Annotated in this window: 29 protein-coding genes and 1 pseudogene; 21 read left to right on the top strand and 9 right to left on the bottom strand. The window is 67.2% G+C overall.

The window, feature by feature from the left end; genetic code table 11:
• Positions 1-3 precede the first annotated feature (3 nt).
• From L284_RS31335 to L284_RS31310, 6 genes are all read right to left on the bottom strand, one after another.
• Positions 4-828: a hypothetical protein gene (locus L284_RS31335; RefSeq protein WP_031341732.1), complete on the bottom strand. Its 825-nt coding sequence runs from the start codon at positions 826-828 to the stop codon at positions 4-6.
• 110 nt (positions 829-938) lie between these two features.
• Complete coding sequence (locus tag L284_RS31330; protein ID WP_021233286.1) at positions 939-1,325, bottom strand: hypothetical protein; 387 nt, start codon at positions 1,323-1,325, stop codon at positions 939-941.
• A complete protein-coding gene (locus tag L284_RS31325) occupies positions 1,322-1,630 on the bottom strand; it encodes a flagellar biosynthesis anti-sigma factor FlgM (RefSeq protein ID WP_021233285.1) in 309 nt (102 codons plus the stop codon). Before L284_RS31325 ends, L284_RS31330 begins: the two co-directional genes overlap by 4 nt.
• A gap of 111 nt (positions 1,631-1,741) precedes the next feature.
• The gene (locus L284_RS31320) at positions 1,742-2,260 is read right to left on the bottom strand and encodes a flagella basal body P-ring formation protein FlgA (protein ID WP_021233284.1); all 519 of its coding nucleotides are present in this window, start codon (positions 2,258-2,260) and stop codon (positions 1,742-1,744) included.
• The gene (locus L284_RS31315) at positions 2,257-2,742 is read right to left on the bottom strand and encodes a hypothetical protein (protein WP_021233283.1); all 486 of its coding nucleotides are present in this window, start codon (positions 2,740-2,742) and stop codon (positions 2,257-2,259) included. The genes L284_RS31320 and L284_RS31315 overlap by 4 nt, the downstream gene beginning before the upstream one ends.
• Complete coding sequence (locus tag L284_RS31310) at positions 2,739-3,404, bottom strand: MotA/TolQ/ExbB proton channel family protein (protein WP_021233282.1); 666 nt, start codon at positions 3,402-3,404, stop codon at positions 2,739-2,741. The genes L284_RS31315 and L284_RS31310 overlap by 4 nt, the downstream gene beginning before the upstream one ends.
• 209 nt (positions 3,405-3,613) lie before the next feature.
• Between L284_RS31310 and flgB the strand changes: the two genes are divergently transcribed.
• The 13 genes and pseudogenes from flgB to L284_RS31245 form a co-directional block, all read left to right on the top strand.
• Complete coding sequence (gene flgB / locus L284_RS31305) at positions 3,614-3,961, top strand: flagellar basal body rod protein FlgB (RefSeq protein WP_021233281.1); 348 nt, start codon at positions 3,614-3,616, stop codon at positions 3,959-3,961.
• A 2-nt stretch (positions 3,962-3,963) separates the two neighbouring features.
• Entirely contained in the window at positions 3,964-4,377 is a 414-nt protein-coding gene (gene flgC / locus L284_RS31300) for a flagellar basal body rod protein FlgC (protein ID WP_031341728.1), read from the top strand.
• Positions 4,374-4,682 (top strand): flagellar hook assembly protein FlgD, encoded by a 309-nt coding sequence (locus L284_RS31295; protein ID WP_021233279.1) that lies wholly within the window; start codon positions 4,374-4,376, stop codon positions 4,680-4,682. Before flgC ends, L284_RS31295 begins: the two co-directional genes overlap by 4 nt.
• A gap of 21 nt (positions 4,683-4,703) precedes the next feature.
• Entirely contained in the window at positions 4,704-5,516 is an 813-nt protein-coding gene (locus L284_RS31290) for a flagellar hook-basal body complex protein (RefSeq protein ID WP_021233278.1), read from the top strand.
• A 13-nt stretch (positions 5,517-5,529) separates the two neighbouring features.
• Positions 5,530-6,285, top strand: coding sequence for a flagellar basal body rod protein FlgF (locus L284_RS31285; RefSeq protein WP_021233277.1), 756 nt, complete (start codon positions 5,530-5,532; stop codon positions 6,283-6,285).
• A gap of 12 nt (positions 6,286-6,297) precedes the next feature.
• On the top strand, positions 6,298-7,086 hold the full coding sequence (gene flgG / locus L284_RS31280; protein WP_021233276.1) for a flagellar basal-body rod protein FlgG: 789 nt from the start codon (positions 6,298-6,300) through the stop codon (positions 7,084-7,086).
• 2 nt (positions 7,087-7,088) lie between these two features.
• Positions 7,089-7,760: a flagellar basal body L-ring protein FlgH gene (locus L284_RS31275; protein WP_031341726.1), complete on the top strand. Its 672-nt coding sequence runs from the start codon at positions 7,089-7,091 to the stop codon at positions 7,758-7,760.
• Positions 7,760-8,896: a flagellar basal body P-ring protein FlgI gene (locus L284_RS31270; protein ID WP_021233274.1), complete on the top strand. Its 1,137-nt coding sequence runs from the start codon at positions 7,760-7,762 to the stop codon at positions 8,894-8,896. Before L284_RS31275 ends, L284_RS31270 begins: the two co-directional genes overlap by 1 nt.
• Entirely contained in the window at positions 8,893-9,195 is a 303-nt protein-coding gene (locus tag L284_RS31265) for a rod-binding protein (RefSeq protein WP_031341723.1), read from the top strand. The genes L284_RS31270 and L284_RS31265 overlap by 4 nt, the downstream gene beginning before the upstream one ends.
• 3 nt (positions 9,196-9,198) lie before the next feature.
• Positions 9,199-10,536, top strand: coding sequence for a flagellar hook-associated protein FlgK (gene flgK, locus L284_RS31260; protein ID WP_021233272.1), 1,338 nt, complete (start codon positions 9,199-9,201; stop codon positions 10,534-10,536).
• An 8-nt stretch (positions 10,537-10,544) separates the two neighbouring features.
• Positions 10,545-11,468 (top strand): flagellin N-terminal helical domain-containing protein, encoded by a 924-nt coding sequence (locus L284_RS31255; protein WP_021233271.1) that lies wholly within the window; start codon positions 10,545-10,547, stop codon positions 11,466-11,468.
• Positions 11,469-11,521: 53 nt separating this feature from the next.
• Positions 11,522-12,385, top strand: a complete 864-nt coding sequence (motA, locus tag L284_RS31250) for a flagellar motor stator protein MotA (RefSeq protein ID WP_021233270.1) — start codon at positions 11,522-11,524, stop codon at positions 12,383-12,385.
• Positions 12,386-12,421: 36 nt separating this feature from the next.
• A pseudogene (locus tag L284_RS31245) lies at positions 12,422-13,189 on the top strand (flagellar motor protein MotB); the annotation flags it as partial.
• A gap of 74 nt (positions 13,190-13,263) precedes the next feature.
• On the opposite strand, the gene L284_RS31240 reads toward L284_RS31245, so the two are convergent.
• On the bottom strand, positions 13,264-13,617 hold the full coding sequence (locus L284_RS31240) for a hypothetical protein (RefSeq protein WP_021233268.1): 354 nt from the start codon (positions 13,615-13,617) through the stop codon (positions 13,264-13,266).
• A gap of 229 nt (positions 13,618-13,846) precedes the next feature.
• On the opposite strand from L284_RS31240, the gene ahpC reads away from it, so the two are divergent.
• Both ahpC and ahpF read left to right on the top strand, forming a co-directional pair.
• Positions 13,847-14,413, top strand: coding sequence for an alkyl hydroperoxide reductase subunit C (ahpC, locus tag L284_RS31235; protein WP_021233267.1), 567 nt, complete (start codon positions 13,847-13,849; stop codon positions 14,411-14,413).
• Positions 14,414-14,549: 136 nt separating this feature from the next.
• Positions 14,550-16,139 carry an alkyl hydroperoxide reductase subunit F gene (gene ahpF, locus L284_RS31230; RefSeq protein WP_021233266.1) on the top strand — a complete coding sequence of 530 codons (1,590 nt, stop codon included), beginning with the start codon at positions 14,550-14,552 and terminating at the stop codon, positions 16,137-16,139.
• A gap of 195 nt (positions 16,140-16,334) precedes the next feature.
• Here ahpF and L284_RS31225 read toward each other — a convergent pair whose 3' ends face one another.
• Together L284_RS31225 and L284_RS31220 are read right to left on the bottom strand one after the other, a co-directional pair.
• Positions 16,335-17,024 (bottom strand): DUF2490 domain-containing protein, encoded by a 690-nt coding sequence (locus L284_RS31225; protein WP_031341720.1) that lies wholly within the window; start codon positions 17,022-17,024, stop codon positions 16,335-16,337.
• Positions 17,025-17,200: 176 nt separating this feature from the next.
• On the bottom strand, positions 17,201-18,022 hold the full coding sequence (locus L284_RS31220) for a flagellin N-terminal helical domain-containing protein (protein WP_021233264.1): 822 nt from the start codon (positions 18,020-18,022) through the stop codon (positions 17,201-17,203).
• 258 nt (positions 18,023-18,280) lie between these two features.
• On the opposite strand from L284_RS31220, the gene L284_RS31215 reads away from it, so the two are divergent.
• The 6 genes from L284_RS31215 to L284_RS31195 are packed head-to-tail and all read left to right on the top strand — an operon-like array spanning position 18,281 to position 24,766.
• Positions 18,281-19,600, top strand: coding sequence for a sigma-54 interaction domain-containing protein (locus tag L284_RS31215; protein WP_021233263.1), 1,320 nt, complete (start codon positions 18,281-18,283; stop codon positions 19,598-19,600).
• Positions 19,597-19,968: a flagellar hook-basal body complex protein FliE gene (gene fliE, locus L284_RS31210; RefSeq protein WP_021233262.1), complete on the top strand. Its 372-nt coding sequence runs from the start codon at positions 19,597-19,599 to the stop codon at positions 19,966-19,968. The genes L284_RS31215 and fliE overlap by 4 nt, the downstream gene beginning before the upstream one ends.
• Before the next feature lie 5 nt (positions 19,969-19,973).
• The gene (gene fliF, locus L284_RS31205; RefSeq protein ID WP_021233261.1) at positions 19,974-21,731 is read left to right on the top strand and encodes a flagellar basal-body MS-ring/collar protein FliF; all 1,758 of its coding nucleotides are present in this window, start codon (positions 19,974-19,976) and stop codon (positions 21,729-21,731) included.
• Positions 21,728-22,756 (top strand): flagellar motor switch protein FliG, encoded by a 1,029-nt coding sequence (locus L284_RS31200; RefSeq protein ID WP_021233260.1) that lies wholly within the window; start codon positions 21,728-21,730, stop codon positions 22,754-22,756. Before fliF ends, L284_RS31200 begins: the two co-directional genes overlap by 4 nt.
• Entirely contained in the window at positions 22,749-23,435 is a 687-nt protein-coding gene (locus tag L284_RS48695) for a FliH/SctL family protein (RefSeq protein WP_031341715.1), read from the top strand. Before L284_RS31200 ends, L284_RS48695 begins: the two co-directional genes overlap by 8 nt.
• Positions 23,429-24,766 carry a FliI/YscN family ATPase gene (locus tag L284_RS31195; protein ID WP_021233257.1) on the top strand — a complete coding sequence of 446 codons (1,338 nt, stop codon included), beginning with the start codon at positions 23,429-23,431 and terminating at the stop codon, positions 24,764-24,766. Before L284_RS48695 ends, L284_RS31195 begins: the two co-directional genes overlap by 7 nt.
• Position 24,767 lies beyond the last annotated feature (1 nt).

Below are 24,767 nucleotides of genomic sequence, written 5' to 3'. Positions count from 1 at the left end.
GGTTCACAGGCCCAGCTCTGCAAGCCGGGCATAGGCCTTGCGGACATGCGCGGGGCCGCCGGCGCCCCCCGCATCGTAGAGGCCGCGCAAGGTTTCGGCCATGGAGTGACGCGGCGGCGCAGCAACGACCTGCGGCGACGAGCGGGCCGCCGCGCGAAATTCATGGGCGACGGGGCCGATCGGATCTTCCCCGCTCCGGCTCCGGTAGGCGTGATCCGACGAGGCGGCCCTCTCCATGGCACCTGCCATTTTCGACCGCATCAGGTCCATCACGCCGCCGAGGCTCCGGGGTGCGCCGCCCTGGTAGAAGATCAAGGGGTTCGCCGCAGCCGCAGCCGGAAGGATCGAAGACGCGGACCGCAGGGGATCGGCGGCAAGGGCGGACAGGAACTCGCCCGCTCCGGCAGCCCCCAGGAAGTGTGCCAGATAGAGCTCGGTCGCGTCCGGCTCTCGCCCGAGCCGGGCGGTCAGTTCCGCCCGATTGTCGTTGGCGAGCTCCGCCGCCATGAGTGCGGAAGCCTGGGCATCGTAGCGCAAGTCCATGATGCGCGCCCGCAGGCCAGGATCGGCAAGCCCGCCGCCGCTGACCACCTGCTGGACCCAGGCCATGCCGTGGTCGGCAGCGTGGCGACCCAGCGTGCCGAGCCAGGTACCCTTGGTGAACTGGAAGAGTCCTGCCGCGCTGGAGGTGGCTGCTCGGGCTGCGGGGTCGAAATTCGACTCCAGGCTTGCCTGGGCCATGAGATACTGGAAATCGATGCCGGTGGCCAAGGCCGCCCTTGCGATGGCCGCCTGTACCGCGCCGCCGGGCGCGGAAGGAGCACTCATGGCGATACCGGTGCTTCGTGCCTCGCTCAAATCGATGTTCCGATCCAATTGCTTCGGCAGAAGACTGAGCAAGCACCGTGCCAGCCCCGTTCCCCGGAGCGCTCAAAGTCTCAGATGCTGCCTCCGCGCCGAGCCGCTGCGCCGCCCGCCGCCACCAGAGCGTACTTTGTCCCGGCGCGATAAAGTTGCGGCGCCCCGGTCAGAGCGCCAAGCCGGCGGGCGACATTGGCGGCTATGATGTTGCGAACCTGCCGGTTTGTCTCGTTGAGCCGCCGTGCGGTTTCCAGCATGCCCCGACATTCCTCGTCGAGCGGGAAGCCATCGCCGCCGACTCCTGCACCGCGATCCAGTACGGCGCAGAGGCGATCCTTGTCGCGCGCCGTGCCCAGGATGGCGGCAAGGTCCAGACCGGCAAGCGCTTGCCGCTCCGCTTCCAGAACGGCAAGCATCTGCCGCAAGGTCTCGTGCAGTTCACCTGCGGCGGCGGGCGCTGTCATTCCCGGTGGCTCGCCAGAAGCACGCCGGCCGCGATCATGGCGTCCGCGATCTGCGTGGGGATCACCGGATAGGTTCCGTTTGCCACCGCACGCCGGATCTCCGCTACGCGCTCGGCGTCGATCGGGGCCGCTCCGGGATCGAGCGCGGAGGAGCCATCGACCACCGGACTTTCCGCCCAGGCCGAGAGGCTGGGCGCGCCCGGTTTCGCGCCGGTAGGCTTCGCCTCGGACGGCCCGGTCGGCCGTGCCAAGCGGCCGTTGATCGCGCCGGTGGCGCTGGTCGATCCCACTTCGATGGGGGGCATTGTCTGGCTCCTCAAGATAAGGTTTCCCTCAAGGACGACGGGGAACGGAGGGCGTTAAGGCTCTCGAACACGAATTTGCGCGAATGCGTGTTCGTCGGCCGCCGAACGAGGTTAAGGCAGCGGAAACGAAACGAGTCCCGGCCGGACGACTTGCGCCCGCATCTCCTCGGCCCGCCCCTTGCCCGGCGACAGCGGGCGTACCCGTATCCAGGCGCCGATGGCGCCGCCTTCCAACGCTTCACCCGGCTGCGAAACCGCGAAGCCGTCTCCCCGGATCGTGATCGCCACGGCATCGCCGCGCCGAACGGCCTGAGGTGCGGGTTGTCCGGGGGCCTCGGTCGGCGCACGCCGTACCGGCACGAAAAGCCGCCAGCCTCCGAGGTCGCCGCACTGGACCACCACGCTGTCCCGCATCGCGGAGCGCCAGGAGAGTGTCAGGCCCGCACCGCAGGGCCGCAGCCGCAGCCGCCGATCCACAGGCAGGGTAGCGCCGCCCTCGCCGCCGATCGGCACGCCCGTGAAAGCCGCGACCTGCCGGTCGATCGCGTCGAGATCGGCGAAACCGCTGTATGCGTGCGCCGGCGTGCTGGCCAGCAAGACAAGGCCGAGGATCGGCATCGCAGCGTTCATGGCCCTGGTATCCCTTCGCTGGAACGGTCGCCACGTTCCAGCAAGCTCCGTGCCACCGCGTCGGCGGGAGCGGGATCGTCGAAGGCCAGAACCGCGCGCGCCGGTCCGCGCCCCGGCTCGACGACGATCCTTGCCCGGATCCCGTGGGAGCCCGCCTGCCGCGCGAGACTGGCGGCTTCGGCAAGCGCGGCGGCAGGAGTTTCCGGGGCGGGACCGTAAAACGCGGTTATCGTCAGCCGCTGCCGCGGATCAGCCGCCTGCTGCGACAGCCAGGGGCCGAGCGGCGGCGCTCCGGGCAAGGCAAGGTAGACGGCCAGCGGCGTTCCCGGCGGGGATGCCGCAGCGTCCCTCGACGAGGGCGCCGGGGTCATCGCGCGCCGCTCGCCCTCCTGCCGGCTCAGGGCCGCCGCGGCTATCATGAACAGGATGAGCGACAGGTCGGCCAGCGAGGTTTGCCAACTGGCCGCGACCCTTGCGCTCATGGCCTCGCTTCCGCGACCCCGCGCAAGTGAGGCTCGGCACGGGGCAGTGCGTCGGCCACTTGCGCCTCGATCCAGTCGATCACGGCCTGCCGGTCTCGCTCCTCGTCGGCGGCGCGGCGGGCCACGACCCGTCCGAGCGGCGTGAAGAACAGGTTGCCGAGCAGCAGGCCGTAGAGCGTCGTCAGCACCGCCATCGAAATCGCCACCGAGAAGTCGCCGCCCGGCCGGTCGAGCGGCGGGAGCTGGTTGAGCGCCACCAGCGTCCCCGCCAGACCGAACACGGGAGCCAGGTCGCCGGCCTGGATGAACGTGCGGACGGCACGCTGACTGCGCTCAACACGGCTGCGCTTGTGTGCGCAGTGGGCAAGCTGGAGCGCGCCGAGCGAGCGGCTGCCGATCAGCATCTCCGTCGCCTCGTCGAACTCGGCATCGCCGGTGTGGGCAGGACGCGACCGGATCACCCCGTCCTGCCGGATCTCCTGGACCTGCACCGCCAGATCCGCCCGCGCGCGCTCGGGATCGAAAGGGCGGTGGAACAGGGCGCCTACCGCTCCCAAGGCCGTGACGCAGTCCCCGAGGCCGCAGCGCAGGACCGTTGCAAGACACGTACCGCCCACGACGATCAGGGCACTGACAGGGTCCAGAAGATGTTCGGGCTGCATGGCGGACTGTTCTCCTTATCACCCGGAGAACGGCAGGTTCGATGGCTTTTCAGCCCCGGTTGCACCTTGCCGGATAGCGGCAAACGCTTGCCGCCCGCACTGCCGAGTGCTGTCCGCTGCGAACCCGGAAACGTGCCGATGCAAAGGCTTCGCAAGATTGGCACGCTGTTTGCGACGATCGCGGCACCCCTAGCTGGAGCCGCAACGCCATGTCACGAGACCTGTTCGGGATACACGCCGCCGCGCTGGAGCTTCGCTCGCAGCGCATGGGCCTGATCGCCTCGAACATCGCCAATGCCGCGACGCCCGGATACAAGGCGCGCGACATCGACTTCACCGCCGCCCTGCGCTCGGCGGAGCGCGGCATCGGCCTTGCCGACGCTGCCAAAAGTGCCGCGCTCTACCGCATGCCGGTGATGCCCTCCCTCGACGGCAACACGGCGGAACTTCAGAACGAGCAGCTCGCCTTTTCCGAGAACGCCGTCGGCTATTCGGCCACGCTCCAGTTCATCCGGGGGCGGGCGGAGACCCTTACCCGCGCGCTGAAAGGCGAGTGACGATGCCGGGCACCCGCCAACCCATGACCCTGTTCACCCTGGCCCAGCGCGGCATGTCCGCGCAGCTCGTGCGGATGAACGCGGCGGCCTCGAACCTCGCGAATGCCGGTACCGTCTCGGCCAGCGAGGACCTGGCCTACAAGCCGATCCGTCCCGTCTTCGCCGAAGACATGGACCGGGCGAGCGGCCTCGCGTCGGTCAGCGTGCAGGGCGTCCTGCGCGAAGGCGCCGCCGCCGTGCGGCAGCACAGCCCCGACCACCCGCTCGCCAATGCCGATGGCGACGTCTGGACCGCTCCCGTCGACGAGAACGCCGAGATGGTCGAGATGCTCGAAGCCTCGCGCCAGTACCAGAACCTGGTCGAGGCCCTCGCCACTGCCAAGCAGCTGATGCTCGACACGATGAGGATGAAATGACCGTTATCACCACCACCGCTGCGAGTTCAGCGGCCAAGAGCGCCACGTCCAGCGGCAAGACCTCACTGGGAGACCTCGACCAGGGCGATTTCCTGAAGCTGATGCTGGCGCAGATGAAGCAGCAGGATCCGTTCAGCCCGATGGATCAGACCGAGATGCTGGCACAGATGGCGCAATTCTCGGCGCTCGCCGGCACGACGGAGATGGCGGGCACGCTCAAGACCATCTCCTCGAAGCTCGACACTCTCGTCAGCGCCCAGACCGCCGCGCAGGCGGCGATCGCTGCTCTGACTGCTCGCGACTAAGCCCTACCCCAGGAGACGCGCATGTCCTTCTACACCTCGCTCACCGGGCTCAAGAGCGCCCAGACCGACCTCAACGTCATCTCGAACAATATCGCCAATGCCGAGACGGCGGGTTTCAAGAAGAGCAACACCGCCTTCGCCGACATCGTTTCCTCCTCGATCCTCACCGATCCCTCGCTCACCACCGGCATCGGCGCCCGTGTCGCGTCGATCCAGCAGAACTTCGGCCTCGGCGCCATGGAGCAGACCGGATCGGCGCTCGACGTAGCGATCAACGGCGAGGGTTTCTTCACTCTCGCCTCGCCGCTCTCCGGCGCCATCGAGTATACCCGCGCCGGAGCCTTCGCGGTGGACGGCCAGGGCTATATCCACAATACCCAGGGATCGCGGCTGCAGGTCTTTCCCGTCAATGCCAGCGGCGGGATCGCCGGGACCACGCCGCAATCGGCGCAGATCCCGCAGACCAATGCCGCCGGCGCGGAGTATGCCGGCATCACCATCGAGCCCACCGGCGACGTCGTGGCGACGTATGCCGATGCCTCGAACGTCACGATCGGGATCGTCGCACTGGCTTCCTTCATTGCGCCGAACGGCCTGAAGCAGCTCGGCAACGCCTCGTGGTCGGCCACCGGCCGCTCCGGCGCGGCCACTTACGGGCAGCCCGATTCCGGCCTCTACGGCAGCCTGCTGTCGGGCAATATCGAACGCTCCAATGTCGATCTTTCCGAGGAACTGGTCAGCCTGATCACCGCGCAGCGCTATTTCCAGGCCAATGCCAAGGCAGTCGATACCGAGACGCAGATCTCGCAGACGATCATCAACCTGCGGACCTGACGAGTTCCCCGCCATGGACCGTCTGATCTACACCGCCGTTTCGGGCATGAACGCCTCGCTCAACCATGAGCGGGTCATCGCCAGCAACATGGCCAATGCCCACACCATCGGCTTCCGTGCGGAGATCCTCCAGGCCACGCCGAATACCCTGGAGGGGCCGCAGATCGAGGTTCGCGCGCTTTCCGGCACCGAAGTGACCGGCGCCTCGATGACATCCGGCACGGTCAACCGCACCGGCCAGCCGCTCGACGTCGCCATGCAGGGCGATACCATGCTCGCGGTGCAGGGGGAGGACGGCGGCGAGGCATATACCCGGCGCGGCGACCTCTCGATTACCCCAACCGGCGTGCTCCAGAACGGCGAGGGCCTGCCGGTGCTGGGCGAGAGCGGGCCGATCACGCTTCCGCCGGGATCCATCCCCACCATCGCGCAGGACGGCGGCATCCTCGTCACCGATCCCGCCACGCCTGGCCAGCCGCCGCAGCGGGTGGATCGGCTCAAGCTGGTGGATCCCACCGGATCGCGCATCGCCAAGGATCTGACCGGAGTGTTCCGGGTCATGGCCCAGGGCGGACCACCCGGCGTCCTGCCCGAAGACGAAAACGCCAGCGTCATCCCCGGCGCGCTCGAAGGATCGAACGTCTCTCCCTCGCAAGTGCTGACCGAGATGATCTCCGCCCAGCGCCTGTTCGAAATGCGAACCAAGCTCGTCGAGACCGCCCGCGAACTCGACGAGGGCAGCGTGCGCCTGATGCGCATCGATAGCTGAGGATCCACGAAGATGCCCACGTCCGCTCTACAGGTCGCCCGCACCGGGCTCGAGGCGCAGGACACGCGCATGCGCGTGATTGCCAACAACCTGGCGAATGTCAGCACCACCGCCTTCAAGCGGGACCGCGCCAACTTCGCGACCCTGGCCTATCAGGATGCGCGCGTGGCGGGGGCGCAATCGTCCAGCGAAACGACTTATGCCACCGGGCTCAATCTGGGCACCGGGGTCGCCGTGCAGTCCACCAGCCGCATGGAGACGCAGGGCTCGCTCCAGACCACCGGCAATACCTTCGATCTCGCGCTGGACGGACAGGGCTATTTCCAGATCGCCCTGCCGGGCGGCGAGTTGGCCTATACCCGCGCGGGCAATTTCACCCGCTCGCCGCAGGGCGAGCTAGTGACTTCGCAAGGCTATCTGCTCCAGCCAGCGATCACCGTGCCCGAAGGCGCGACGGCGATCACGGTCGCCCAGAACGGCACTGTCTCCGCCCAGATCGACGGGCAGAGCGACCCCACCGAACTGGGCCAGATCACCATCGCCAATTTCACCAACCCGGCGGCGCTTCAGGCCGCTTCGGACAACTTCCTGCGCGAGACCGCGGGCAGCGGCCCGGTCCAGCTGGGCGTGGCCGGAGAGGAAGGACGCGGATTTCTGCGGCAGGGGATGCTCGAAGGCTCGAACGTCAACATCGTCGAGGAACTGGTCGACATGATCGAGACGCAGCGCGCCTACGAGATCAACTCGAAGATGATCTCCTCGGTGGACGAGATGCTGCGCAACGCGAACCAGACGCTGTGACGATGGTCGCGCGCAGGATCGTACTGGCCGGGGCCGCGCTGGCAGTGCTCGCCACGCCTGCACTTGCGAAAAAGCCGCCGAGGCCCTCCGGCTTCGAGCCCAGCCTGCCGGAACCGGCGCCCCCGCAAGCCCAACCCGCGACCGGCGGCATCTTCAGCGTCTCTCTCGGCTATGCCCCGCTCCACGGCGGCACTCGCGCCGCCCGCGTCGGGGATTCACTGACCATCCTGCTCGTGGAATCGACCACCGCCGCCAAGACCGCCGGCTCCCGGAGCCAGAAGAGCGGCGGCGCCGCGATCGTGCCGCCGCCTTCGGGGCCGCTGTCCTTTCTCAAGCCCGATGCCCTTAACGCCAGCTCCTCCTCGACGTTCAATGGTCAGGGCAGCGCGACGCAGACCAGTTCGCTGAATTCGGTCCTGTCCGTGACCATCGCCGAAGTGCGGCCCAACGGAACCGCGCTCGTAAAAGGAGAGAAGAAGATGCTCGTCAGCCAGGGAAACGAATGGGTGCGGTTCTCCGGCATCGTCCGCCTTGCCGACATCGACGAGGACAATACCCTCGCCTCCACCCGCGTCGCCGACGCCCGCATCGAATATGCCGGCAAAGGCGCCATCATGCGCAGCGGACGGCAGGGCTGGCTTGGCCAGTTCTTCAACCGAATTTCGCCGTTCTGATGCCGCCGCCCATGCTCTCCAGGCGGGAACGCTGGCTGCCCGCGCTGCTCGCGGCGCTGTTGGCATCGCTGATCGTGTTCCTCGCCCCGCTCGACGCCCATGCCGAGCGGCTACGCGATCTCGGCCAGTTCCAGGGCGTGCGCTCCAACCAGCTCACCGGCTACGGCGTGGTGGTCGGCCTGCCCGGCACCGGGGACGACAATCTCGAATATACGACCCAGGCCATGAAAGGCGTCTCCGGTCGCATGGGCCTGACCCTGCCGCCCGGCATCTCGCCCGGCCTGAAGAACGCCGCCGCCGTCATGATCACGGCGGACCTTCCCGCCTTCGCCAAGCCCGGCCAGCGCATCGACGTGACCGTCTCCACCATCGGCAAGGCCAAGAGCCTGCGCGGCGGCGCGTTGATCCTCACCCCGCTCTACGGGGCGGACGGCCAGATCTATGCCATGGCGCAAGGCAACCTCGCGGTGGGCGGCCTGGGCGTTTCGGCGCGGGACGGCTCCAACGTCACCATCAACATCCCGACCGTCGGCCGCATCGCCGAAGGCGGCAGCGTGGAGCGCGCCGTCTCGACCGGCTTCGAGGGCGGAGAAGCCCTGCGCTGGAACCTGTTCAATTCGGACTTTCTCACCGCCGCCCGCGTGCGCGACGCCATCAATACCCGCCTGCCGGGCACGGCCACGGTGGAGGACGGCGTCACGGTCGCCCTGCGCCTGCCGGGCGATCCCGATACCCGCGCCTCGATGATGGCGGCGATCGAGATGATCGACGTCGATCCCGCCGAGACTCCCGCCCGCGTCATCGTCAACAGCCGCACCGGGACGGTCGTGATCAACTCGGCCGTGCGCCTGTCGCCGGCCGCGATCAGCCACGGCAAGCTCACCGTGCGCATCCAGGAAAACCCCATGGTCGTCCAGCCCGCGCCGTTCAGCCGGGGCCGGACCGAAGTGGAACAGCATTCCGCCATCGACACCGAGGAGGAGAGGCGGTCGGTCGCCCTGTTCAAGGGCGGTGCCTCGCTCTCCCGCGTGGTCGATGCGCTCAATCTGCTGGGCGTCACGCCTTCTGACCTCGTGGCGATCCTCGAAGCGCTCAAGCAGGCCGGCGCCCTGAAAGCGGAGATGGTGGTGATATGAGCGCAATCCCCTCCCATCTCCCCGGCATGACCGTCGCGCCCGGAGCCACCGACCGCGAGAAGTTGGCCGCCACCGCCCGGCAGTTCGAAGCGATCTTCGTGCGCCAGATGCTGGCCGAAGCCCGCAAGACCCATTTCGGAGGCGAGCGGCTCTTCTCCAGCCAGGCGCTGGATACCTTCAACCAGATGCAGGACGAGCACTTCGCCGACGCGACCGCCCAGAGCGGCGTGCTGGGTCTCGCGAAGATCATCGAGGAGCAGATGACGCGATTCCTGCCCGCGCAAAAGGACAGGGACTAAGCCATGGCCGCCGACCTCCTCACCATCGCCCGCTCCGGCACGCGCGCGGCCAAGGCCGCACTGGATGTGACGGCGCAGAACATCACCAATGCCTCTTCGGCGGGCTATGTCCGCCGAAGCGTCTCGCTGGCGGAACTGGGCGTCAACTCTGTCCTTTCCCAGCCCGGCGCGATCAACCTGGCAGGCGTGCGCATCGCCGGGATCGTTCGCAATGCCGACATGTTCCGCCAGTCCGAAGTGCGCCGCACCGGCTCCGACGCCGCACGGGCCGGGGCCGAAGTGCAGGGCCTGCAAAACATCGAGAGCGCGGTTGAGCAGACCGGCGTCTACGATGCCATCGTCGATTTCGAAGCCGCGCTGAAGCAGCTCCTGTCGGACCCGACCGACGGCTCGCTGCGTGCCTCGGCCCTTGAACAGGCCCGCACTCTTGCACAGACCTTCAACACCGCCGCCTCCAGCCTCGATGCCGTGGGCGAGGGCCTGCGCTTCGAGGCGCAGGACGCGGTCGGTTCGGTCAATACCACCGCTGCCGAACTGGCCCGCGTCAACTTGCGCCTGGGCCGCGCATCGGACGCATCGAGCGACCAGACCAGCCTGCTCGACCAACGCGACTCGCTGCTGGAAAAGCTGAGCGGGCAAGTCGATATCTCGACCACATTCGCAGCCGACGGCTCGGTGCAGGTGCGGATCGGCGGATCGGGCGGGCCGAGCCTGGTGAACGGCGGCAGCGCCGCGACGCTGGCCATGACCGTCGACGCCGACGGCACCATCGCCTTCACCCTTGGCGGTGCGGCGGCGACCCTGTCTTCCGGCGCGCTCGCGGGCAAGGGACAGGCCCTCACCGAACTGGCGGGCGTCCGTGAGCAGCTCGATGCGATCGCCGCGGGCGTGATCTCCACGCTCAATACCGCGCAGGTCGCGGGAGCCGACCTCACCGGCGCGGCCGGACAGCCGTTGCTCTCGGGCAGCGCCGCCGCCGACATCGCGCTGGCCCTCACCAGCGGCAGCCAGATCGCCACCGCGCCCGCCGGGTCCGGCGCCAACAGCCGCGACACCTCGAACCTCGTCGCCATGCGCGCCGCGCTTGAAAGCGCCGACCCGGCCGGGGCCATGGACGCCCTGCTCTTCGGCATTTCCAGTGCCGTCGCCGGGCGCACCGTCACCCGCAATGCGCTCGAATCGATCGCCGGCACCGCCAAAGTCGCGCTTCAGGCCCAGGCCGGTGTCGATCTCGACGAGGAAGCGCTCAATCTTACCCGCTTCCAGCAGGCGTTCCAGGCATCCGGCCGGATCATGCAGGTCGCTTCCGACATCTTCGATTCCATCCTCGCCATCAGGTAACCCGCGCCATGCCGATCGTATCCACCAGCACCAGCGCCTTCTTCGAACGCGCCCGCCGCGACATGAAGGACTTGCGCACGCAGGCCGAGAACTACCAGGCGCAGATGTCGAGCGGCAGCAAGCTGGAACGCTCCTCGGACAATCCCGTCGCCGCCTCGCGCCTGCGGGCGCTGGCCCGGCAGGAGAAGCTGTCCGGGATCGACCAGACCAGCGCCCGGCGCGCCAATGCCGATCTGTCGCTGGCCGATGCCGCGATGTCGGACATGGCGGACGCGCTGATCCACGCGCAGGAACTGGCGATGCGCGCCTCCAGCTCCACCCTCACCGACATCCAGCGTGCCTCCATCGGCGAGGAATTGGACCAGATCTTCAACAACCTGCTCTCGCTCGCCAATGCGCGGGATTCGAGCGGGCATGCCCTGTTCGGTGGCGAGAGCGCAGGGGATGCCTATGCGCTCGAGGCCTCGGGCAAGGCGGTCTACGTCGGCACGACCGGTTCCCGCGAACTGCCCCTGGGCGATGGCCAGAGCGTCACCCCCTCGCTGACCGGCCCGACGTTCCTGTCGTTCGGCGCCGCCGACGGCAGCGTAACCGATCTTCTGACCGTGGTTCATACCCTGGCCCAGGCCCTGAAGGGCGGCTCGGCCGATCCGGCCGGGGCGGCGGGCAATGCGCTGGCCGATCTCAGGACCGGGCTGGACACCCTCTCAACCGGGCAGACGGTGATCGGCACCCGCCTCGCCTGGATCGACGTGACCGACGATCGGCGCGTCAACTTGTCGGAATTGCGCTCCTCGGAAGAGGCGGACCTCGGCGGCGTCGATCTCGCCACGGCGCTGGCGCAGCTTCAGGAAACGATGACGGTGCTGGAAGCCAGCCAGGCCAGCTTCACCCGACTCGCCTCGCTCAGCCTGTTCGACAGGATGGGCTGAACCGCGTTTCGCCTCCAGCCTGCCACTGCGACTGAATCCGGGGGACTGCCTGCATGTTCGTGATCATCGGCGTCGTCATCCTGCTGGTGATGGTCTTCGGCGGCTTTGCGATGACCGGCGGGGCGCTCGGCCCGGTCATGGAAGCGATCCCGCACGAGATGCTGATCATCGGCGGCGCCGCGATCGGGGCCATCGTCACCGGCAATTCGATGCACGAGATCAAGGCGCTGGGCGGTGGGCTGGGCAAAGTGTTCAAGGGGCCGCGCCACAACCGGCAGGACCACATCGACGCCATCATCCTGACCACCCGGCTGATGAAGATCCTGCGTTCGGAAGGGCCGGTGGCGCTGGAAAGCCATGTCAACGAACCGGAGACCTCCGCACTCTTCGCGGAGTTTCCGCGCCTGCTCGCCAACAAGCCGCTGGTCCACCTGATCTGCGACACCCTGACCCTGATCGTCGTCTCCTCCGGCACGCTGGAGGTCCACGCGGTGGAGGACGTGATGGACAATGCGATGAAGACCCATTTCCACGAGAGCCACGAACCGCAGCATGCCCTCCAGGGCCTTGCCGACGCCCTTCCGGCGCTGGGTATCGTCGCCGCCGTGCTGGGCGTGGTGAAGACCATGGGTTCGATCGACAAGCCGCCCTCGATCCTGGGCGCGATGATCGGCTCGGCGCTGGTCGGCACCTTCATGGGCGTGCTGCTGGCCTACGGGATCGTCTCGCCGCTGGCCGGAAGGCTGAAACAGGTGCTGGAGCAGGACGAGCAGATCTTCCAGGCGGTTAAGCAGGTGATCATCGCCAGCCTGCACGGCTGGCCGCAGCCGCTGGTGGTGGAATCGGCCCGCTCCGGGCTGGGCCATGCCTTTCGCCCCGGGCTTTCCGAACTGCTCGACGCCATGAGAGGCCGCTGACATGGCCACGAAGAAGACGCCCGAGCCGCCGCGGCCGGACACCATGGCGGCGCCTGGAAGGTGGCCTATGCCGACTTCGTGACGGCTATGATGGCGTTCTTCCTGCTGCTCTGGATCCTGGGCGCGACGACCGAGAAACAGCGGCGCGGCATTGCCGACTACTTCACGCCTACACTGGTCAAGACCAAGCAGGGCAGCGCCGGGTCGGGACAGGGCGTGCTCGGCGGGGCATCCTTGACGCAAGTGGACAACTATCCGTTCAAGGCCGGGCAGACCGGCACCAAGACCCTCACCATCCCGCGCGACGCCACCGGCGGCCCCAAGGAAGGCGGCTCCAGGATCAAGCGCAGTTCGCGTGCCAAGGAAGCGCTCGAGAAGAAGCTCGCCTCGTCCGAACGCCTGCGTCGTCTTGCCCGGCAGGTGCGCATGGTGGACACCACGCAAGGGGTGCGGATCGACATGGTCGACGATGCGGACTTCTCGATGTTCCGCCTGGGCACCACGATCCTGACCCCGCAAGCGGTGGAGCTGCTCTCGGCGATCGCACAGGCCATCGGTCCCACGGGAGGCCCGCTGACGATCAGAGGGCATACCGACGCCTTGCCCTACAAACAGGGCATCGCCGGCAACAACTGGTCGCTTTCAGCCGGGCGCGCGGAAGCAACCCGCCAGCAATTGATTCGCGATGCCGTGGACGGCGCCCGGTTCAAGCGCATCGAAGGCGTGGCCGACATCGAACTGCTGATCCCTGCCGACCCCCACGACCCCCGCAACCGGCGCATCTCTATCACGCTGGCGGATTGAAGAGGGTGCGGGCAAATCGCCAGGGATCCACGACAACGAACGCTTGTTGTGCCGCGATCAGGGGCTCTGCTTCCCTACTGCACCTTTGCATCCGGCAGCGCCGACGTGCGCGCTTCCAGCCGCCCGCCACCGCGATAGACGAGCGCGCAGCTCGAACTCCCGCCGCAGAAACGCTGCACCGGCGCCATCGCGCGGGCGCCATAGCGATAGGTCAGCCCCGCCTCGGTCACTTCCAGTTCGGAGATGTCCCGCATCCGGTGCTCATGAGCGAGGCGGACCGCGCGGCTTCGGGCAACAGGCGACCACGCCGACCATTCGTCGTAAAGCCGGTGATGATAGCGAAATCGCACATCGCCCGCCGCCCGATTGTCCAGCGATGTCGGCCAGCTGTCGCAAGCGCCGAGCGCCGTGCAGGCCGCTAGAAGCATGACAAGTGTTATCTTTCTCATCCGCCGATGTTGCCCGATCCGCCCCGCCGTCGCACGGTTTTTCGCGCCTAAAGGTTGTGGACGGCATTTTATCGACAGAAACGCTCAGTCCATCGCGACTTATCGAGCGAACCGATCAACTCAATCGGATCAACGCCCTACACATCGTCACAGTGTCAGCCTATCTCCCTCCTCGAACTTCAACACCCAATCGAGGGAGATCATATCCATGGGTATCGTCGGCAGCCAGATCAAGCCGTTCAAGAACACCGCCTTCCAGGCAGGCAAGGACTTCTTCGACGTCACCGAAGCGGACATCGCCGGCAAGTGGGCCGTGTTCTTCTTCTACCCCGCTGACTTCACCTTCGTCTGCCCCACCGAACTCGAAGACCTCGGCGAGCAGTACGAAACCCTCCAGGGCCTCGGCGTCGAAGTCTACGGCGTTTCGACCGACACGCACTTCAGCCACAAGGCCTGGCACGACACCTCGGACAAGATCGGCAAGATCAAGTACGCGTTCCTCGGTGACCAGAACCACGCCCTGACCAACAACTTCGGCGTCCTGCGCGAAGGCGTTGGCCTGGCCGACCGCGCCACCTTCGTGGTTGATCCGGACGGCGTGATCCAGCTGGTCGAAATCACCCCCGAGGGCGTGGGCCGCAACGCCGCCGAACTCGTCCGCAAGATCAAGGCCGCCAAGTACTGGCGCGAGCACCCCGGCCAGGTCTGCCCGGCCAAGTGGGAAGAAGGCAGCGAAACCCTCGCTCCCTCGCTCGACCTCGTCGGCAAGCTTTAAGACCAACGCGATCTTCCGGGTCGCGTGCTGAAGGTGCGCGGCTCGGGGATTTCCCTCGTCCCGAGCCGCGCCCTCACGCGGAACAGAAATCCCCGGCCGCCCCTTTACCAAAGATATTCCAAAGGACGCAAAGACCATGCTCGACGCCAACCTGAAGCAACAGCTCTCGCAATATCTCGGCATGCTGCGCGAGCCGATCGAGCTCGTCGCCTCGCTTGGTGACGATGCCAAGTCCACCGAGACCCGCGAGCTGCTGACCGTGATCGCCTCGCTCTCGGACAAGGTCACCGCAACGTTCGACGGCGACGATAAGCGCCGCCCCAGTTTCATCATCCGCCGCGCGAGCGACGCCAGCGCATGGGTGCGCTTCGCGGGGCTGCCGCTCGGCCATGAATTCACCTCGCTGGTTCTCGCCCTGCTCTGGGCCGGCGGCCATCCGCCCAAGGTTTCCGAAGAGGCGCTCGAAATCGCCCGCGCCATCGAGGGCGAGCACGAGTTCGAGATGTATTTCTCGCTCTCCTGCCACAACTGCCCCGACGTGGTGCAGGCGCTGACCCTGCTCGCGCTCAACAATCCGCATGTGAACGCCACCCTGATCGAGGGCGGCACCTTCCAGGCGGAAGTCGAGGAACGCGGCGTCATGGCCGTTCCCGCCGTCTTCCTGAACGGGAAGATGTGGGGTTCGGGCAAGATGAGCATCGAGGAGATCCTCGCCAAGCTCGACACCGGCGCCGATGAGAAGGCCGCCGCCGTGCTGGCAGGCAAGAAGCCGTTCGAAGTGCTCGTCGTCGGCGGCGGACCCGCCGGTGCCTCGGCCGCGATCTATACCGCGCGCAAGGGCTTCTCCACCGGCCTGGTTGCTGAACGCTTCGGCGGCCAGGTGCAGGACACCATGGGCATCGAGAACTTCATCTCGGTTCCCTATACCGAAGGCCCCAAGCTGGCCGCCGCGCTGGAATCGCATGTCGGCGAATACGACATCGACGTGATGAACCTCCAGCGTGCCGAGAAGCTGATCCCGGCCAAGGAGCTGGGCGGCTATCACGAGGTCGTCTTCGCCAACGGCGCTTCGCTCAAGGCGCGTTCGCTGGTGCTGACCACCGGTGCCCGCTGGCGGAACCTCGGCGTGCCGGGCGAGGCCGAGTACAAGAACAAGGGCGTGGCCTACTGCCCGCACTGCGACGGCCCGCTGTTCAAGGGCAAGCGCGTGGCGGTGATCGGCGGCGGCAACTCCGGCGTGGAAGCGGCCATCGACCTGGCCAATATCGTCGGCCATGTCACCCTGATCGAATTCGACTCGCAGCTGCGCGCCGACCAGGTCCTGGTCGACAAGCTGAAGTCGATGAAGAATGTGGTGATCCTCACCAGCGCCCAGACCACGGAGGTCGAAGGCGATGGCGAGAAGGTCAACGCCCTGGTCTACAAGGATCGCGAGACCGGCCAGGAGCACAAGGTCGAACTGGAAGGCGTTTTCGTCCAGATCGGTCTGGTGCCCAATACCGAGTGGCTCAAGGACTCCGGCGTGGAACTCACGGGCCGCGGCGAGATCGTGATCGACGACAAGGCAGCCACCAACCTGCCCGGCATTTTCGCCGCGGGGGACGTGACCACGGTGCCCTACAAGCAGATCATCATCGCCATGGGCGAAGGCTCGAAGGCGGCGCTGTCGGCCTTCGACTACCTGATCCGCAACACCGCCCCCGAAGAGATCGCCGAGGCTGCGTAAACCGCCTGATCGAAACGCCCTCGGAATGGACATGGGCGGGAGTCGCGAGGCTCCCGCCCGTTCATCATACGCCATTTCGGCCCGCAAACCTGCATGCAGCTTCCGTTTGCCGACATCGTCATCCTGAACTTGTTTCAGGATGACGATGCGCGTCGAGACGGCGATTACAGACAGAACGGCCGCGAAACCCCGCGCTCAATGCCGGAAGAACAGCGAGACCGAAGCGACGTGGTTCACCCGCGTCCGCCCTCGCGTCTGATCGATCACCTGGTTGAGATAGCCCAGTTCCACCGTCGTCGCGTCCTTGACCCCGAGTTCCAAGCCGACGAAAGAGCGCAATTGATCGAAGCCGCCTCGCGCGCCCCAATCGGTATCGTTGAGCGCCAGGAAACCTTCCGCATAGACGAGCGCGTTGACCGTGTTGGTGCCGGGCTTCAGCGGCTTTTCATAACGCAGCATCTCGCGCAGGCGCCAGCCCGTGTCGCCGCCGTCCGAACGCCAGCGCTGTTCCAGACGCGTGCGCGAGGTCAGTTCGCCGCCCCAGGGCTTGCCCATCGCCCAGTTGAGCTGCTGGAAGCTACGCTCTTCATTCACGTCCTTGCCGCCCTCGGTGGGAACGACGACATGGGCATAGCCCTGATAGACCGTCACCGAAGGCGAAAGCTTCAGGCCCACCGCGCCGCGCAGGAGAAGCTGGTCGAGCCGCGACACCCCGTCACCCATGCGCGGCTGGATCTCCGCGAAATAGACGACATCGCCCGCAATCGCCCCCATCGCGGTGAGGTTCACCCAGACCTGCTCATCTTCGCGGGTTTCGGCCGCAGCCGGCGAAGCAGCGACGAGAACAAGGGCGTAGGCGATACAGCAGGCTAAGGCGCGGCGCATGCGATTGTCCGGGATGAGGAAAGATCCGGCTCCATTATGAACCGCCCGTTTCTGCAGCATGTCTTGCTTGTATTCGCTGATGACCGAGTATTGAGGAATACAAGAACGGGCCCGGCGCTCTGGGGGATAGCGCCGGGCCCGGACGACAGCCGATCGGCTGCCGATCGCGCGTGGTTTTAGCGCAGCAGCGACAGCACGTTCTGCTGGCTCTGGTTCGCCTGGGCGAGCATCGCCGTCGAGGCCTGGCTGAGGATCTGCGCCTTGGCCATCTGGGTGGTTTCGGCCGAATAGTCGGCATCCTCGATCCGTGAGCGCGCGTCCGACAGGTTCGTCACGTTGTTGGTCAGGTTGTTGATCGCCGATTCGAGCCGATTCTGACCGGCGCCGAGCGAGGCGCGGGCCTGGTTCACGTCTTCCAGCGCGTCGTCGATGCTGTCGAGCGTGTCGGACGCCGCCGAAGCCGTCGAGACGTCGAGGGCAGAGGCATTGAGGTTGGCGCCGTCGATCGTCTTCGAGGTCAGCGTGACCGTCTCGCCCGAATTCGCGCCGGTCTGGATGTCGAAGGTCACGTCGCTGCCGGTGGTGGCGAACAGGGTGTTTCCGTTGAAGGTGGTCTGCGAAAGGATGTCGTCGATCTGGCCGGTCAGCGCCGTCACTTCGAGCTGCATCGCATCGCGGTCGGTGTCCTGATAGGTGCCCGAGGAGGACTGGATCGCCAGTTCGCGAACGCGCTGGAGCATGTTCGACACTTCCGAAAGCGCACCTTCGGCGGTCTGGGCGAGCGAGATGCCGTCGTTGGCATTGCGGATGCCCTGGCTCATGCCGCGGACCTGGGCGGTCATCGAGGTGGAGATGGCAAGGCCCGCCGCGTCGTCCTTGGCGGAATTGATGCGCTTGCCGGTCGACAGGCGCTCCATGGCGGTGCCCAGCAGCTTGTTGGCCGAATTCGATGCGTTCGAAGCACGAATCGCGCTGATATTGGTGTTGATGACGGACATCTTTGGCTCCCGTTAGGTGTATCGATGAGGAAACAGCTCTTGCCGGCTCATCCGGCGCTGCTGTCGAAGCCAAGACCGGCAGGTCGGAAGCGAAATTAAGCCCGCCGCTGCCATTGCTCTTCCCGTCAAGCGGGCGCAGATCCCAGGAAATTCAGATACTACTAAGGGTCGCTACGTGGCCTTAAATTTTCCAAAGATTCGCCGTTAGGCATCCATATCGAGCCCCTGGAACCGTTAATTCCACTGGGGACGCAAGGTATGGCCGAACTGGTTTTCGAAACGGAATTCAACCGCCGGCACGGGCCGATCGCCCACCGCGCCGCCGCCATTGCAGGATCGCTGTTCGATTGTTCGGCGATGGAATTGCACGATGCCGACGCCCCATTCACGGGAACCGCTTCCACTTCACGAGTCCTCAAGCGCATCGTGCGGCTCGCTCGCGGAACGCAGCCGGCTCTTGTTCGCAGCGCTTCCGGGACCATCGACGTGACTTACGCCGATCCGGTCTCGGAAGCCTCGCTGGCGATGCTGCTGGCGGCGATGGCCGGGCCGGACGAACCCATTGCCGCCGATCCCGAGAGCCTCTCGGTCTTCGCTCTGGCGGATCGGCTGGCCAAAAGCGACATTCCGGTGCTGATCAATGGGCCTACCGGCACCGGCAAGGAAGTGCTCAGCCGGTTCATCCACGCGCGCAGTCCCCGCCGCGATGGTCCGTTCATCGCCGTCAATTGCGCCGCCATGCCGGAAACCATGCTGGAAGCCATGCTGTTCGGCCATCAGAAGGGCGCCTTCACCGGCGCGACCCAGGCGAGCGAAGGCTTCATGCGCGCGGCCGATGGCGGCACGCTCCTGCTGGATGAAATCGCGGAGCTTCCCCTGGCGCTCCAGGCCAAGCTGCTGCGCGCGCTGCAGGAGCAGGAAGTCGTACCGATCGGCGCGTCCCGGTCGATCAAGGTGGACTTGCGCGTCATCGCCTGCGCCAATCGCGACCTGCCTATCGAAGTCGCCCAGGGCCGTTTCCGTGCCGACCTCTATTATCGGCTCAACGTCTTTCCGCTTACCCTGCGCCCGCTGCGCGAACGCGCCGACGATATCGCGCCTCTCGCGTTTGCCATGGCTCTGCGTCACGCGCCGGATCCGTCGGACGTCCCCTGCCTCGGCAATGCCGCGCTGGCCATGCTCAAGCTTCACGCCTGGCCCGGCAACGTGCGCGAACTGGAGAACGTCCTGCGCCGCGCGCTGCTGCTGGCTCAGGCAAAGGCGATCATCACGCCCGAACATATCGTTTTCGACAGCCCGGCGCGGCTGATCCCCGCGACCCTGCCGAGCGGCCGCTTTCCTCCGCTGGACCCCGCCGCCCCGTTCGACGTCGAAGGCACCCGCAAGCTGTCGAGCATCGTCCAGAACTCCGAGGCCCGCGCGATCGTCGAAACCCTGGAGGCCTGCGGCGGCAATCGCCTGCGTGCCGCGCGCGAACTCGGCATCTCGGAACGCACCCTGCGCTATCGCCTCGCCTCCATGCGCGAGGCCGGTATTCCCATCGGCCCACCGCGCGGCGCGATGGGAGGTCTGCGATGAGCGCGCCAGCAAGCCTTGCAGGCAATCCGGGCGGCATCCAGCAGATCATGGCCATGCGCCAGCAGATCATCCAGCGCAGCGACCTGCTCCAGCAAATCCACGCGGCGCAGGACAGTGCCAGGGACGGCATCGGCGTTCAGCCGCCCCGCCCGGATTTCGCCGATACGCTCCAGTCGGCGCTGCACGGCGTCAACGCCGTGCAGGCCCGGGCCGAAGGCCTTACCCAAGCCTACCAGAAAGGCGAAGTCACCGACGTCGCCAAAGTCATGCTCGCCCGGCAGGAAGCCGGCATCGCCTTCGAGGCGACTCTGCAAGTCCGCAACAAGCTGCTGGCCGCCTACCAAGACATCATGCGGATGGGAGTCTGAGCTAAATGGCCGATCTCGTTCCCGCCCATGCCGATGGCACCGCGCCGTTCCCCAGGCCCTCGCTCTTCGCGCCTCTTACCGATCGTTCCGGCGCGCCTGTGCTGACGCGGCTACGTGCCTTCACGGCCCAGCCCGCAGTCCGCAAAATGCTGCCTGCCTTCGTCGGGCTCGCCGCCGTGGGCGGGGCGCTGCTGGCCTGGGCCACGCTCGCCCCCTCACCCCAGCGCGTGCTCTATGCCCAGCTTGACGACGCGGAGCGCGCCGGGGTGGTCGCCGCGCTCGACCAGGCCGGCATAGCCTACCGCATCGACAGCGGCAGCGGCGCTCTCACCGTGGCGGAAGGCGACTTCTACAAGGCCCGCATGCTGGTGGCGTCCGACGGCGCCCTGGCAAGCCCCGAAAGCGGCGACCAGATGCTCGACAAACTGCCGATGGGCGCCAGCCGCACGCTGGAAGGAGAACGGCTGCGCTCGGCCCGCGAGCACGACCTGCAAATGACCATAGCGGAGATCGACGGGGTCGACGCCGTCCGCGTGCACATTGCCGAGGGCGAGAAGTCGGTCTTCGTGCGCGAAGACGTGCCGCCCACGGCGTCGGTCATGGTCCGGCTCAAGGCCGGGCGCCAGCTTTCCGAAAGCCAGGTCTCGGCGGTGGTCAACCTCGTCGCCGGCTCGGTGCCGGGCCTTGCACCGGATGCCGTGAAAGTGGTGGACCAGCACGGCCGTCTGCTCTCGCCGCTCGGCGGGGCGGAGGCGGACCGGCTCGACCTGCAATCGCGGCTGGAAGCCAAGATCCGCGATCAGGTCTCCAGCCTGCTCACCCCCGTGCTCGGCCCCGACAACTTCACCACCCAAGCCCAGGTCGCGCTCGACATGGACGAAGTGACTTCCGCGCGCGAAAGCTACGACAAGGACGGCGTCGTGCGCAGCGAGACGCAGGAACAGTCGCAATCGACCGGTACCGGCCCGGCTGCCGGCGTTCCGGGCGTGCTGTCCAACACGCCGCCACCGGCCGCACAGGCACGCCCGGGCTCGCCACAGGGTACTCAGCCCGCCCCCGGCGGCACCCCGCCGAGCAATGGCGAATCCTCGTCGAGCCGCACCTATGAGCTGGGCCGCCAGGTCTCGGTGGCCAACACGCGCCCCGGCGGGATCAGGCGCGTCTCGGTAGCGGTGGCGATCAAGGCGGATAGCGTGAAAGGCGCGAAGGCGCAGGCCGTCGCGGACATCCAGTCGCTGGTGAGCGCCGCCGTCGGCGCCGATCCGGGGCGCGGAGACCAGGTGAACGTCGTCGTGCGCAAGTTCGAGCCGGTCAACGACAACGCCCTCCCCTTCTACGAAACGCCGTGGTTCGCGATGGCCGTGCGCAATGGCGCCGCGCTGATGGCGGTGCTTCTGGTCCTGCTGCTGGCGGTGCGGCCGCTGATCAAGATGGTGCGCGGCGAAAGGAGCGCTTCGAAGGGCAGCAAGGGCCGCGGCGGAGCAAATGACGATCCCCTCCAGATCGCCCTCGAACGCGCGCTGGAAAGCACCTCCGGGCATGTGCTCGCGGCGCCGTCGCCGGCGGGCGCCTTGCCCCATCGGCCGGACATTCCGGGCGCCGATGGCCTCGACATCGACTTGCGCCGCGCCGATCTGCTCTCGCGTCAGGTCAGTCTCGCCCAGCGCCTCGTCTCGGAAAAGCCCGACAGCGCCGTCGCGGCACTGCGCCAGATGATCAACGATCCGCAGGACGGCGAGCCGGACAAGGTGAGGGCCGCATGATGAACGAGGTAGCTTCCCCCCCGCCGCCCACCCCCCTTCCCGGCGGCGACAATGCCGCAATCATGATGATGCTGCTCGACGAGGAGCAGACCAGCCGCATCCTCTCGGAACTGGAACCCGAGGAACTGCGCCGCCTGGGCGAGAAGATGTGCGCTCTGGGTGAAATCGGCCCAGACGTGATCGCGGACGCCATCGCCGGATTCGTCGCCCGCACAGAAGCGCTCGGCCTCGTCGCGCACGACCGCCCCGGACAGGTCCGGGGGATGTTCGCGCGCGCTGTGGGCGAGGTGAAGGCCGACAACATGATGCGCCGCATCCTGCCCGCTGCTCCGCAGCATCGGGCGCTGGAACTCGCCCGCTGGCTCACGCCGGATTCGCTGGCGCCCCTGGTGCGCGGCGAGCATCCGCAGGCCATCGCGGTGCTGCTCGTGCAACTCGATCCCGAAGTGGCCGCCGCCGTGCTCCATGCCCTTCCCGCCGAGGAGCAGCCGGGCATCGTCCACCGCGTCGCCACGCTCGGTCCGGTCGCCCCGGAGGCCATCATGATGCTGGAGGAACTGCTCGCACGCCGCATCACCGAGTGCCATGGCCAGCGACCGCTCCTGATCGGCGGCGCCCGCGAGGCGGCCGAGATCATCAACGGCGCCGGCAAAGTCGTTGAAAAGCGCGTGCTGGGCGAACTGACCCGCCGCGACAAGGTTCTGGCCCGCCGCATCGAGGACGAGATGTTCAAGTTCGAGCATCTCTTCACACTCGATCCCAAGTCGATGGGCTCGCTGCTGCGCGACGTTCCCAACGACACGCTGATCGATGCGCTCAAGGGCGTGAGCGAGGACGAGCGCGAGCCCTTCTTCCGCGCCATGTCGAGCCGGGCTGCGGATGGCGTGAAGGATGAGATCCTGGCGCGTGGCCGCACCCGCCTGGCCGATGCCCTTGCAGCCCAGAAGGAGGTCGTGGGAATTGCCCGCCGCCTTGCCGCCGACGGCACGATCGCTTTCGGCTCGGGAGACGACGACTATGTCTGACCTCGGTTTCTCGCGGCGCAGGACCAGGGAGCCTTTGGCAAGCCCGGATTTCACGGGCAGGACGGAAGGGGGCCTACTCGACAGGCTGGCCCAGCCTTCCTGTTTCCAGCCGGATGCGCGGTTCATCGCACCGCCTCCTGGCGACCAGGCCGAAGCGCGCGCCCCCTTGCCGGATCCCGCCGCGCCAGCCGCGCCCGAAAGTGAAGCCGGCGATCCCATTGCCGAAGCGTTTGGCCACGGCTTCGCCATGGGCCACGAACAGGCCGCGCACGAAGCGCGGATCCACGCCGATACCGAAGCGGCGACCTACCGAAAGCTGACCCTGGCCTTTTCCAAGCTCGACGAAGTCCGCGAGGAAGAATTGCGGCTGCGCCTGCGCGACACCGTGTCGGCCTTGTGCGAGTCCGCGATCATGCCCTTGGCGATCGAACCGGACGCGCTGCTCCGCCGCATCAGTGTAGCGGTCGCGATGCTCAGGCGTGCAGAGGACGAGCGGCTGATCCGGCTCCATCCCGAAGACTTGCGGCTGGTATCGCCTCGGCTCAGCGCCGAATGGCAGGTCCAGCCCGATACCACGCTCGAACGCGGGACCGTCCGCATCGAGACCGCGACCGGCGGCGTCGAGGACGGCCCTGCCAATTGGCGACGTGCGATCGCCGAGGCGCTCCAGCGTTGCTGAAGCTCTGGGAGCCGATCCTGGCCGATCTCGCGGCGCAGCCGCTGGATCTTGCCCCGCGCCGCTTCGGTCTTGTCGCCGCCTGCGATGGCGGATTGCTGGAGGTCAGCGGCCTGTCGGTGCCGGTCGGGGCCATGTGCCGGGTCTCGCACGCACCGGGCAAGTCGCTGGCCGCCGAAGTGATCGGCTTTCGCAACGGCCGCACGATGACGATGCTCTTGGGCGACATGATCCTGCTGCGCCCGGGCGCCCGGGTTTGGGCCGAGGGTCGCCCCGGACTGCTGCCGGTGGGAGAACCGTTCCTGGGCCGCGCGATCGACGGCGAGGGTCTTCCCATAGACGGCGGCTTTCCGATCCACAGCCGCCGGGAATGGCCCTCCGGCGGCGTGCGAACCGCCGCGCTGGACCGCAGCCCGGTACGCCTGCCCTTCGATACCGGCGTGCAGGCGCTCAATGCACTGACGACCTTCGGCGTCGGCCAGCGGATCGGCGTGATGGCGGGCTCGGGCGTCGGCAAGTCGGTCCTGATCGACATGATCGCGCGCGGGGCGACCGAGACTATGGGCACCGATGTCGTGGTGGTCGGCCTCATCGGCGAGCGCGCACGCGAAGTCTCCGACTTCGTCGAGCGGCATATGCAGGCCGAAAAGAAGGACAGGACGATCGTCGTCGCCGTTCCCGCCGACCATGCCCCCAACCTGCGCCTGCGCGGCGCGATGCTGGCGACCGCGATGGCCGAGCATTTCCGTGCGCGCGGGCAACGGGTTCTGCTGATCCTGGACAGCCTCACCCGTGTCGCCCATGCCGCGCGCGAGATCGGCCTGCTGCTGGGCGAGCCGGGTTCCGCGCGCGGCTACCCCCCGTCCGCGCTGGCCACGATCACCAAGCTGGTCGAACGCGCGGGCAATTCGGCGGAAAGCGGCGGATCGATCACCGGCCTCTACACCGTGCTCGCGGATGGCGACAACCAGGACGACCCGGTCGTCGACACGGCCCGCTCGATCCTCGACGGGCACGTCGTGCTTTCGCGCGAACTGGCGCAGCGCGGGCAATATCCCGCCGTGGACATCGCGGCCTCACTCAGCCGGGTGATGAACGACATCGTCCCGGCCGAGCACCAGCAGGCCGCCCGGCAATTCCGCGCCCTCGCCGCGAGCTATGAAGCCAACCGCGACCTGGTGCTGATGGGCGCCTACCGCGCCGGCGCCGATCCGCAGCTCGACCGTGCCATCGCCATGCACGAGCATCTGACGTCCTTCCTCAGCCAGCCCCAGGACGAGATCGTGAACCTCGAAGCCAGCGCCGCGCAGCTTGCCGCCCTGCTGGCGGCCTGAC

Source organism: Novosphingobium lindaniclasticum LE124 (assembly GCF_000445125.1).
GTDB lineage: Bacteria > Pseudomonadota > Alphaproteobacteria > Sphingomonadales > Sphingomonadaceae > Novosphingobium > Novosphingobium lindaniclasticum.
Note: the sequence above shows the minus strand (reverse complement) of the source record. Positions and strands in the feature narration are given on the sequence as shown.

What these genes read in the sequence shown, in the direction of transcription:
- L284_RS31220 (WP_021233264.1), bottom strand. Translation starts at nt 18,022, where the DNA reads ATGTCCGTCATCAACACCAATATCAGCGCGATTCGTGCTTCGAACGCA.
- flgK (WP_021233272.1), top strand. Translation starts at nt 9,199, where the DNA reads ATGGCCGCCGACCTCCTCACCATCGCCCGCTCCGGCACGCGCGCGGCC.
- L284_RS31200 (WP_021233260.1), top strand. Translation starts at nt 21,728, where the DNA reads ATGATGAACGAGGTAGCTTCCCCCCCGCCGCCCACCCCCCTTCCCGGC.
- L284_RS31290 (WP_021233278.1), top strand. Translation starts at nt 4,704, where the DNA reads ATGTCCTTCTACACCTCGCTCACCGGGCTCAAGAGCGCCCAGACCGAC.
- fliE (WP_021233262.1), top strand. Translation starts at nt 19,597, where the DNA reads ATGAGCGCGCCAGCAAGCCTTGCAGGCAATCCGGGCGGCATCCAGCAG.
- L284_RS31255 (WP_021233271.1), top strand. Translation starts at nt 10,545, where the DNA reads ATGCCGATCGTATCCACCAGCACCAGCGCCTTCTTCGAACGCGCCCGC.
- L284_RS31285 (WP_021233277.1), top strand. Translation starts at nt 5,530, where the DNA reads ATGGACCGTCTGATCTACACCGCCGTTTCGGGCATGAACGCCTCGCTC.
- L284_RS31275 (WP_031341726.1), top strand. Translation starts at nt 7,089, where the DNA reads ATGGTCGCGCGCAGGATCGTACTGGCCGGGGCCGCGCTGGCAGTGCTC.
- L284_RS31320 (WP_021233284.1), bottom strand. Translation starts at nt 2,260, where the DNA reads ATGAACGCTGCGATGCCGATCCTCGGCCTTGTCTTGCTGGCCAGCACG.
- L284_RS31310 (WP_021233282.1), bottom strand. Translation starts at nt 3,404, where the DNA reads ATGCAGCCCGAACATCTTCTGGACCCTGTCAGTGCCCTGATCGTCGTG.
- L284_RS31325 (WP_021233285.1), bottom strand. Translation starts at nt 1,630, where the DNA reads ATGCCCCCCATCGAAGTGGGATCGACCAGCGCCACCGGCGCGATCAAC.
- motA (WP_021233270.1), top strand. Translation starts at nt 11,522, where the DNA reads ATGTTCGTGATCATCGGCGTCGTCATCCTGCTGGTGATGGTCTTCGGC.
- L284_RS31315 (WP_021233283.1), bottom strand. Translation starts at nt 2,742, where the DNA reads ATGAGCGCAAGGGTCGCGGCCAGTTGGCAAACCTCGCTGGCCGACCTG.
- ahpC (WP_021233267.1), top strand. Translation starts at nt 13,847, where the DNA reads ATGGGTATCGTCGGCAGCCAGATCAAGCCGTTCAAGAACACCGCCTTC.
- L284_RS31295 (WP_021233279.1), top strand. Translation starts at nt 4,374, where the DNA reads ATGACCGTTATCACCACCACCGCTGCGAGTTCAGCGGCCAAGAGCGCC.
- ahpF (WP_021233266.1), top strand. Translation starts at nt 14,550, where the DNA reads ATGCTCGACGCCAACCTGAAGCAACAGCTCTCGCAATATCTCGGCATG.
- fliF (WP_021233261.1), top strand. Translation starts at nt 19,974, where the DNA reads ATGGCCGATCTCGTTCCCGCCCATGCCGATGGCACCGCGCCGTTCCCC.
- L284_RS31335 (WP_031341732.1), bottom strand. Translation starts at nt 828, where the DNA reads ATGAGTGCTCCTTCCGCGCCCGGCGGCGCGGTACAGGCGGCCATCGCA.
- flgB (WP_021233281.1), top strand. Translation starts at nt 3,614, where the DNA reads ATGTCACGAGACCTGTTCGGGATACACGCCGCCGCGCTGGAGCTTCGC.
- L284_RS31225 (WP_031341720.1), bottom strand. Translation starts at nt 17,024, where the DNA reads ATGCGCCGCGCCTTAGCCTGCTGTATCGCCTACGCCCTTGTTCTCGTC.
- L284_RS31215 (WP_021233263.1), top strand. Translation starts at nt 18,281, where the DNA reads ATGGCCGAACTGGTTTTCGAAACGGAATTCAACCGCCGGCACGGGCCG.
- L284_RS31330 (WP_021233286.1), bottom strand. Translation starts at nt 1,325, where the DNA reads ATGACAGCGCCCGCCGCCGCAGGTGAACTGCACGAGACCTTGCGGCAG.
- L284_RS31270 (WP_021233274.1), top strand. Translation starts at nt 7,760, where the DNA reads ATGCCGCCGCCCATGCTCTCCAGGCGGGAACGCTGGCTGCCCGCGCTG.
- flgG (WP_021233276.1), top strand. Translation starts at nt 6,298, where the DNA reads ATGCCCACGTCCGCTCTACAGGTCGCCCGCACCGGGCTCGAGGCGCAG.
- L284_RS31265 (WP_031341723.1), top strand. Translation starts at nt 8,893, where the DNA reads ATGAGCGCAATCCCCTCCCATCTCCCCGGCATGACCGTCGCGCCCGGA.
- L284_RS48695 (WP_031341715.1), top strand. Translation starts at nt 22,749, where the DNA reads ATGTCTGACCTCGGTTTCTCGCGGCGCAGGACCAGGGAGCCTTTGGCA.
- L284_RS31240 (WP_021233268.1), bottom strand. Translation starts at nt 13,617, where the DNA reads ATGCTTCTAGCGGCCTGCACGGCGCTCGGCGCTTGCGACAGCTGGCCG.
- flgC (WP_031341728.1), top strand. Translation starts at nt 3,964, where the DNA reads ATGCCGGGCACCCGCCAACCCATGACCCTGTTCACCCTGGCCCAGCGC.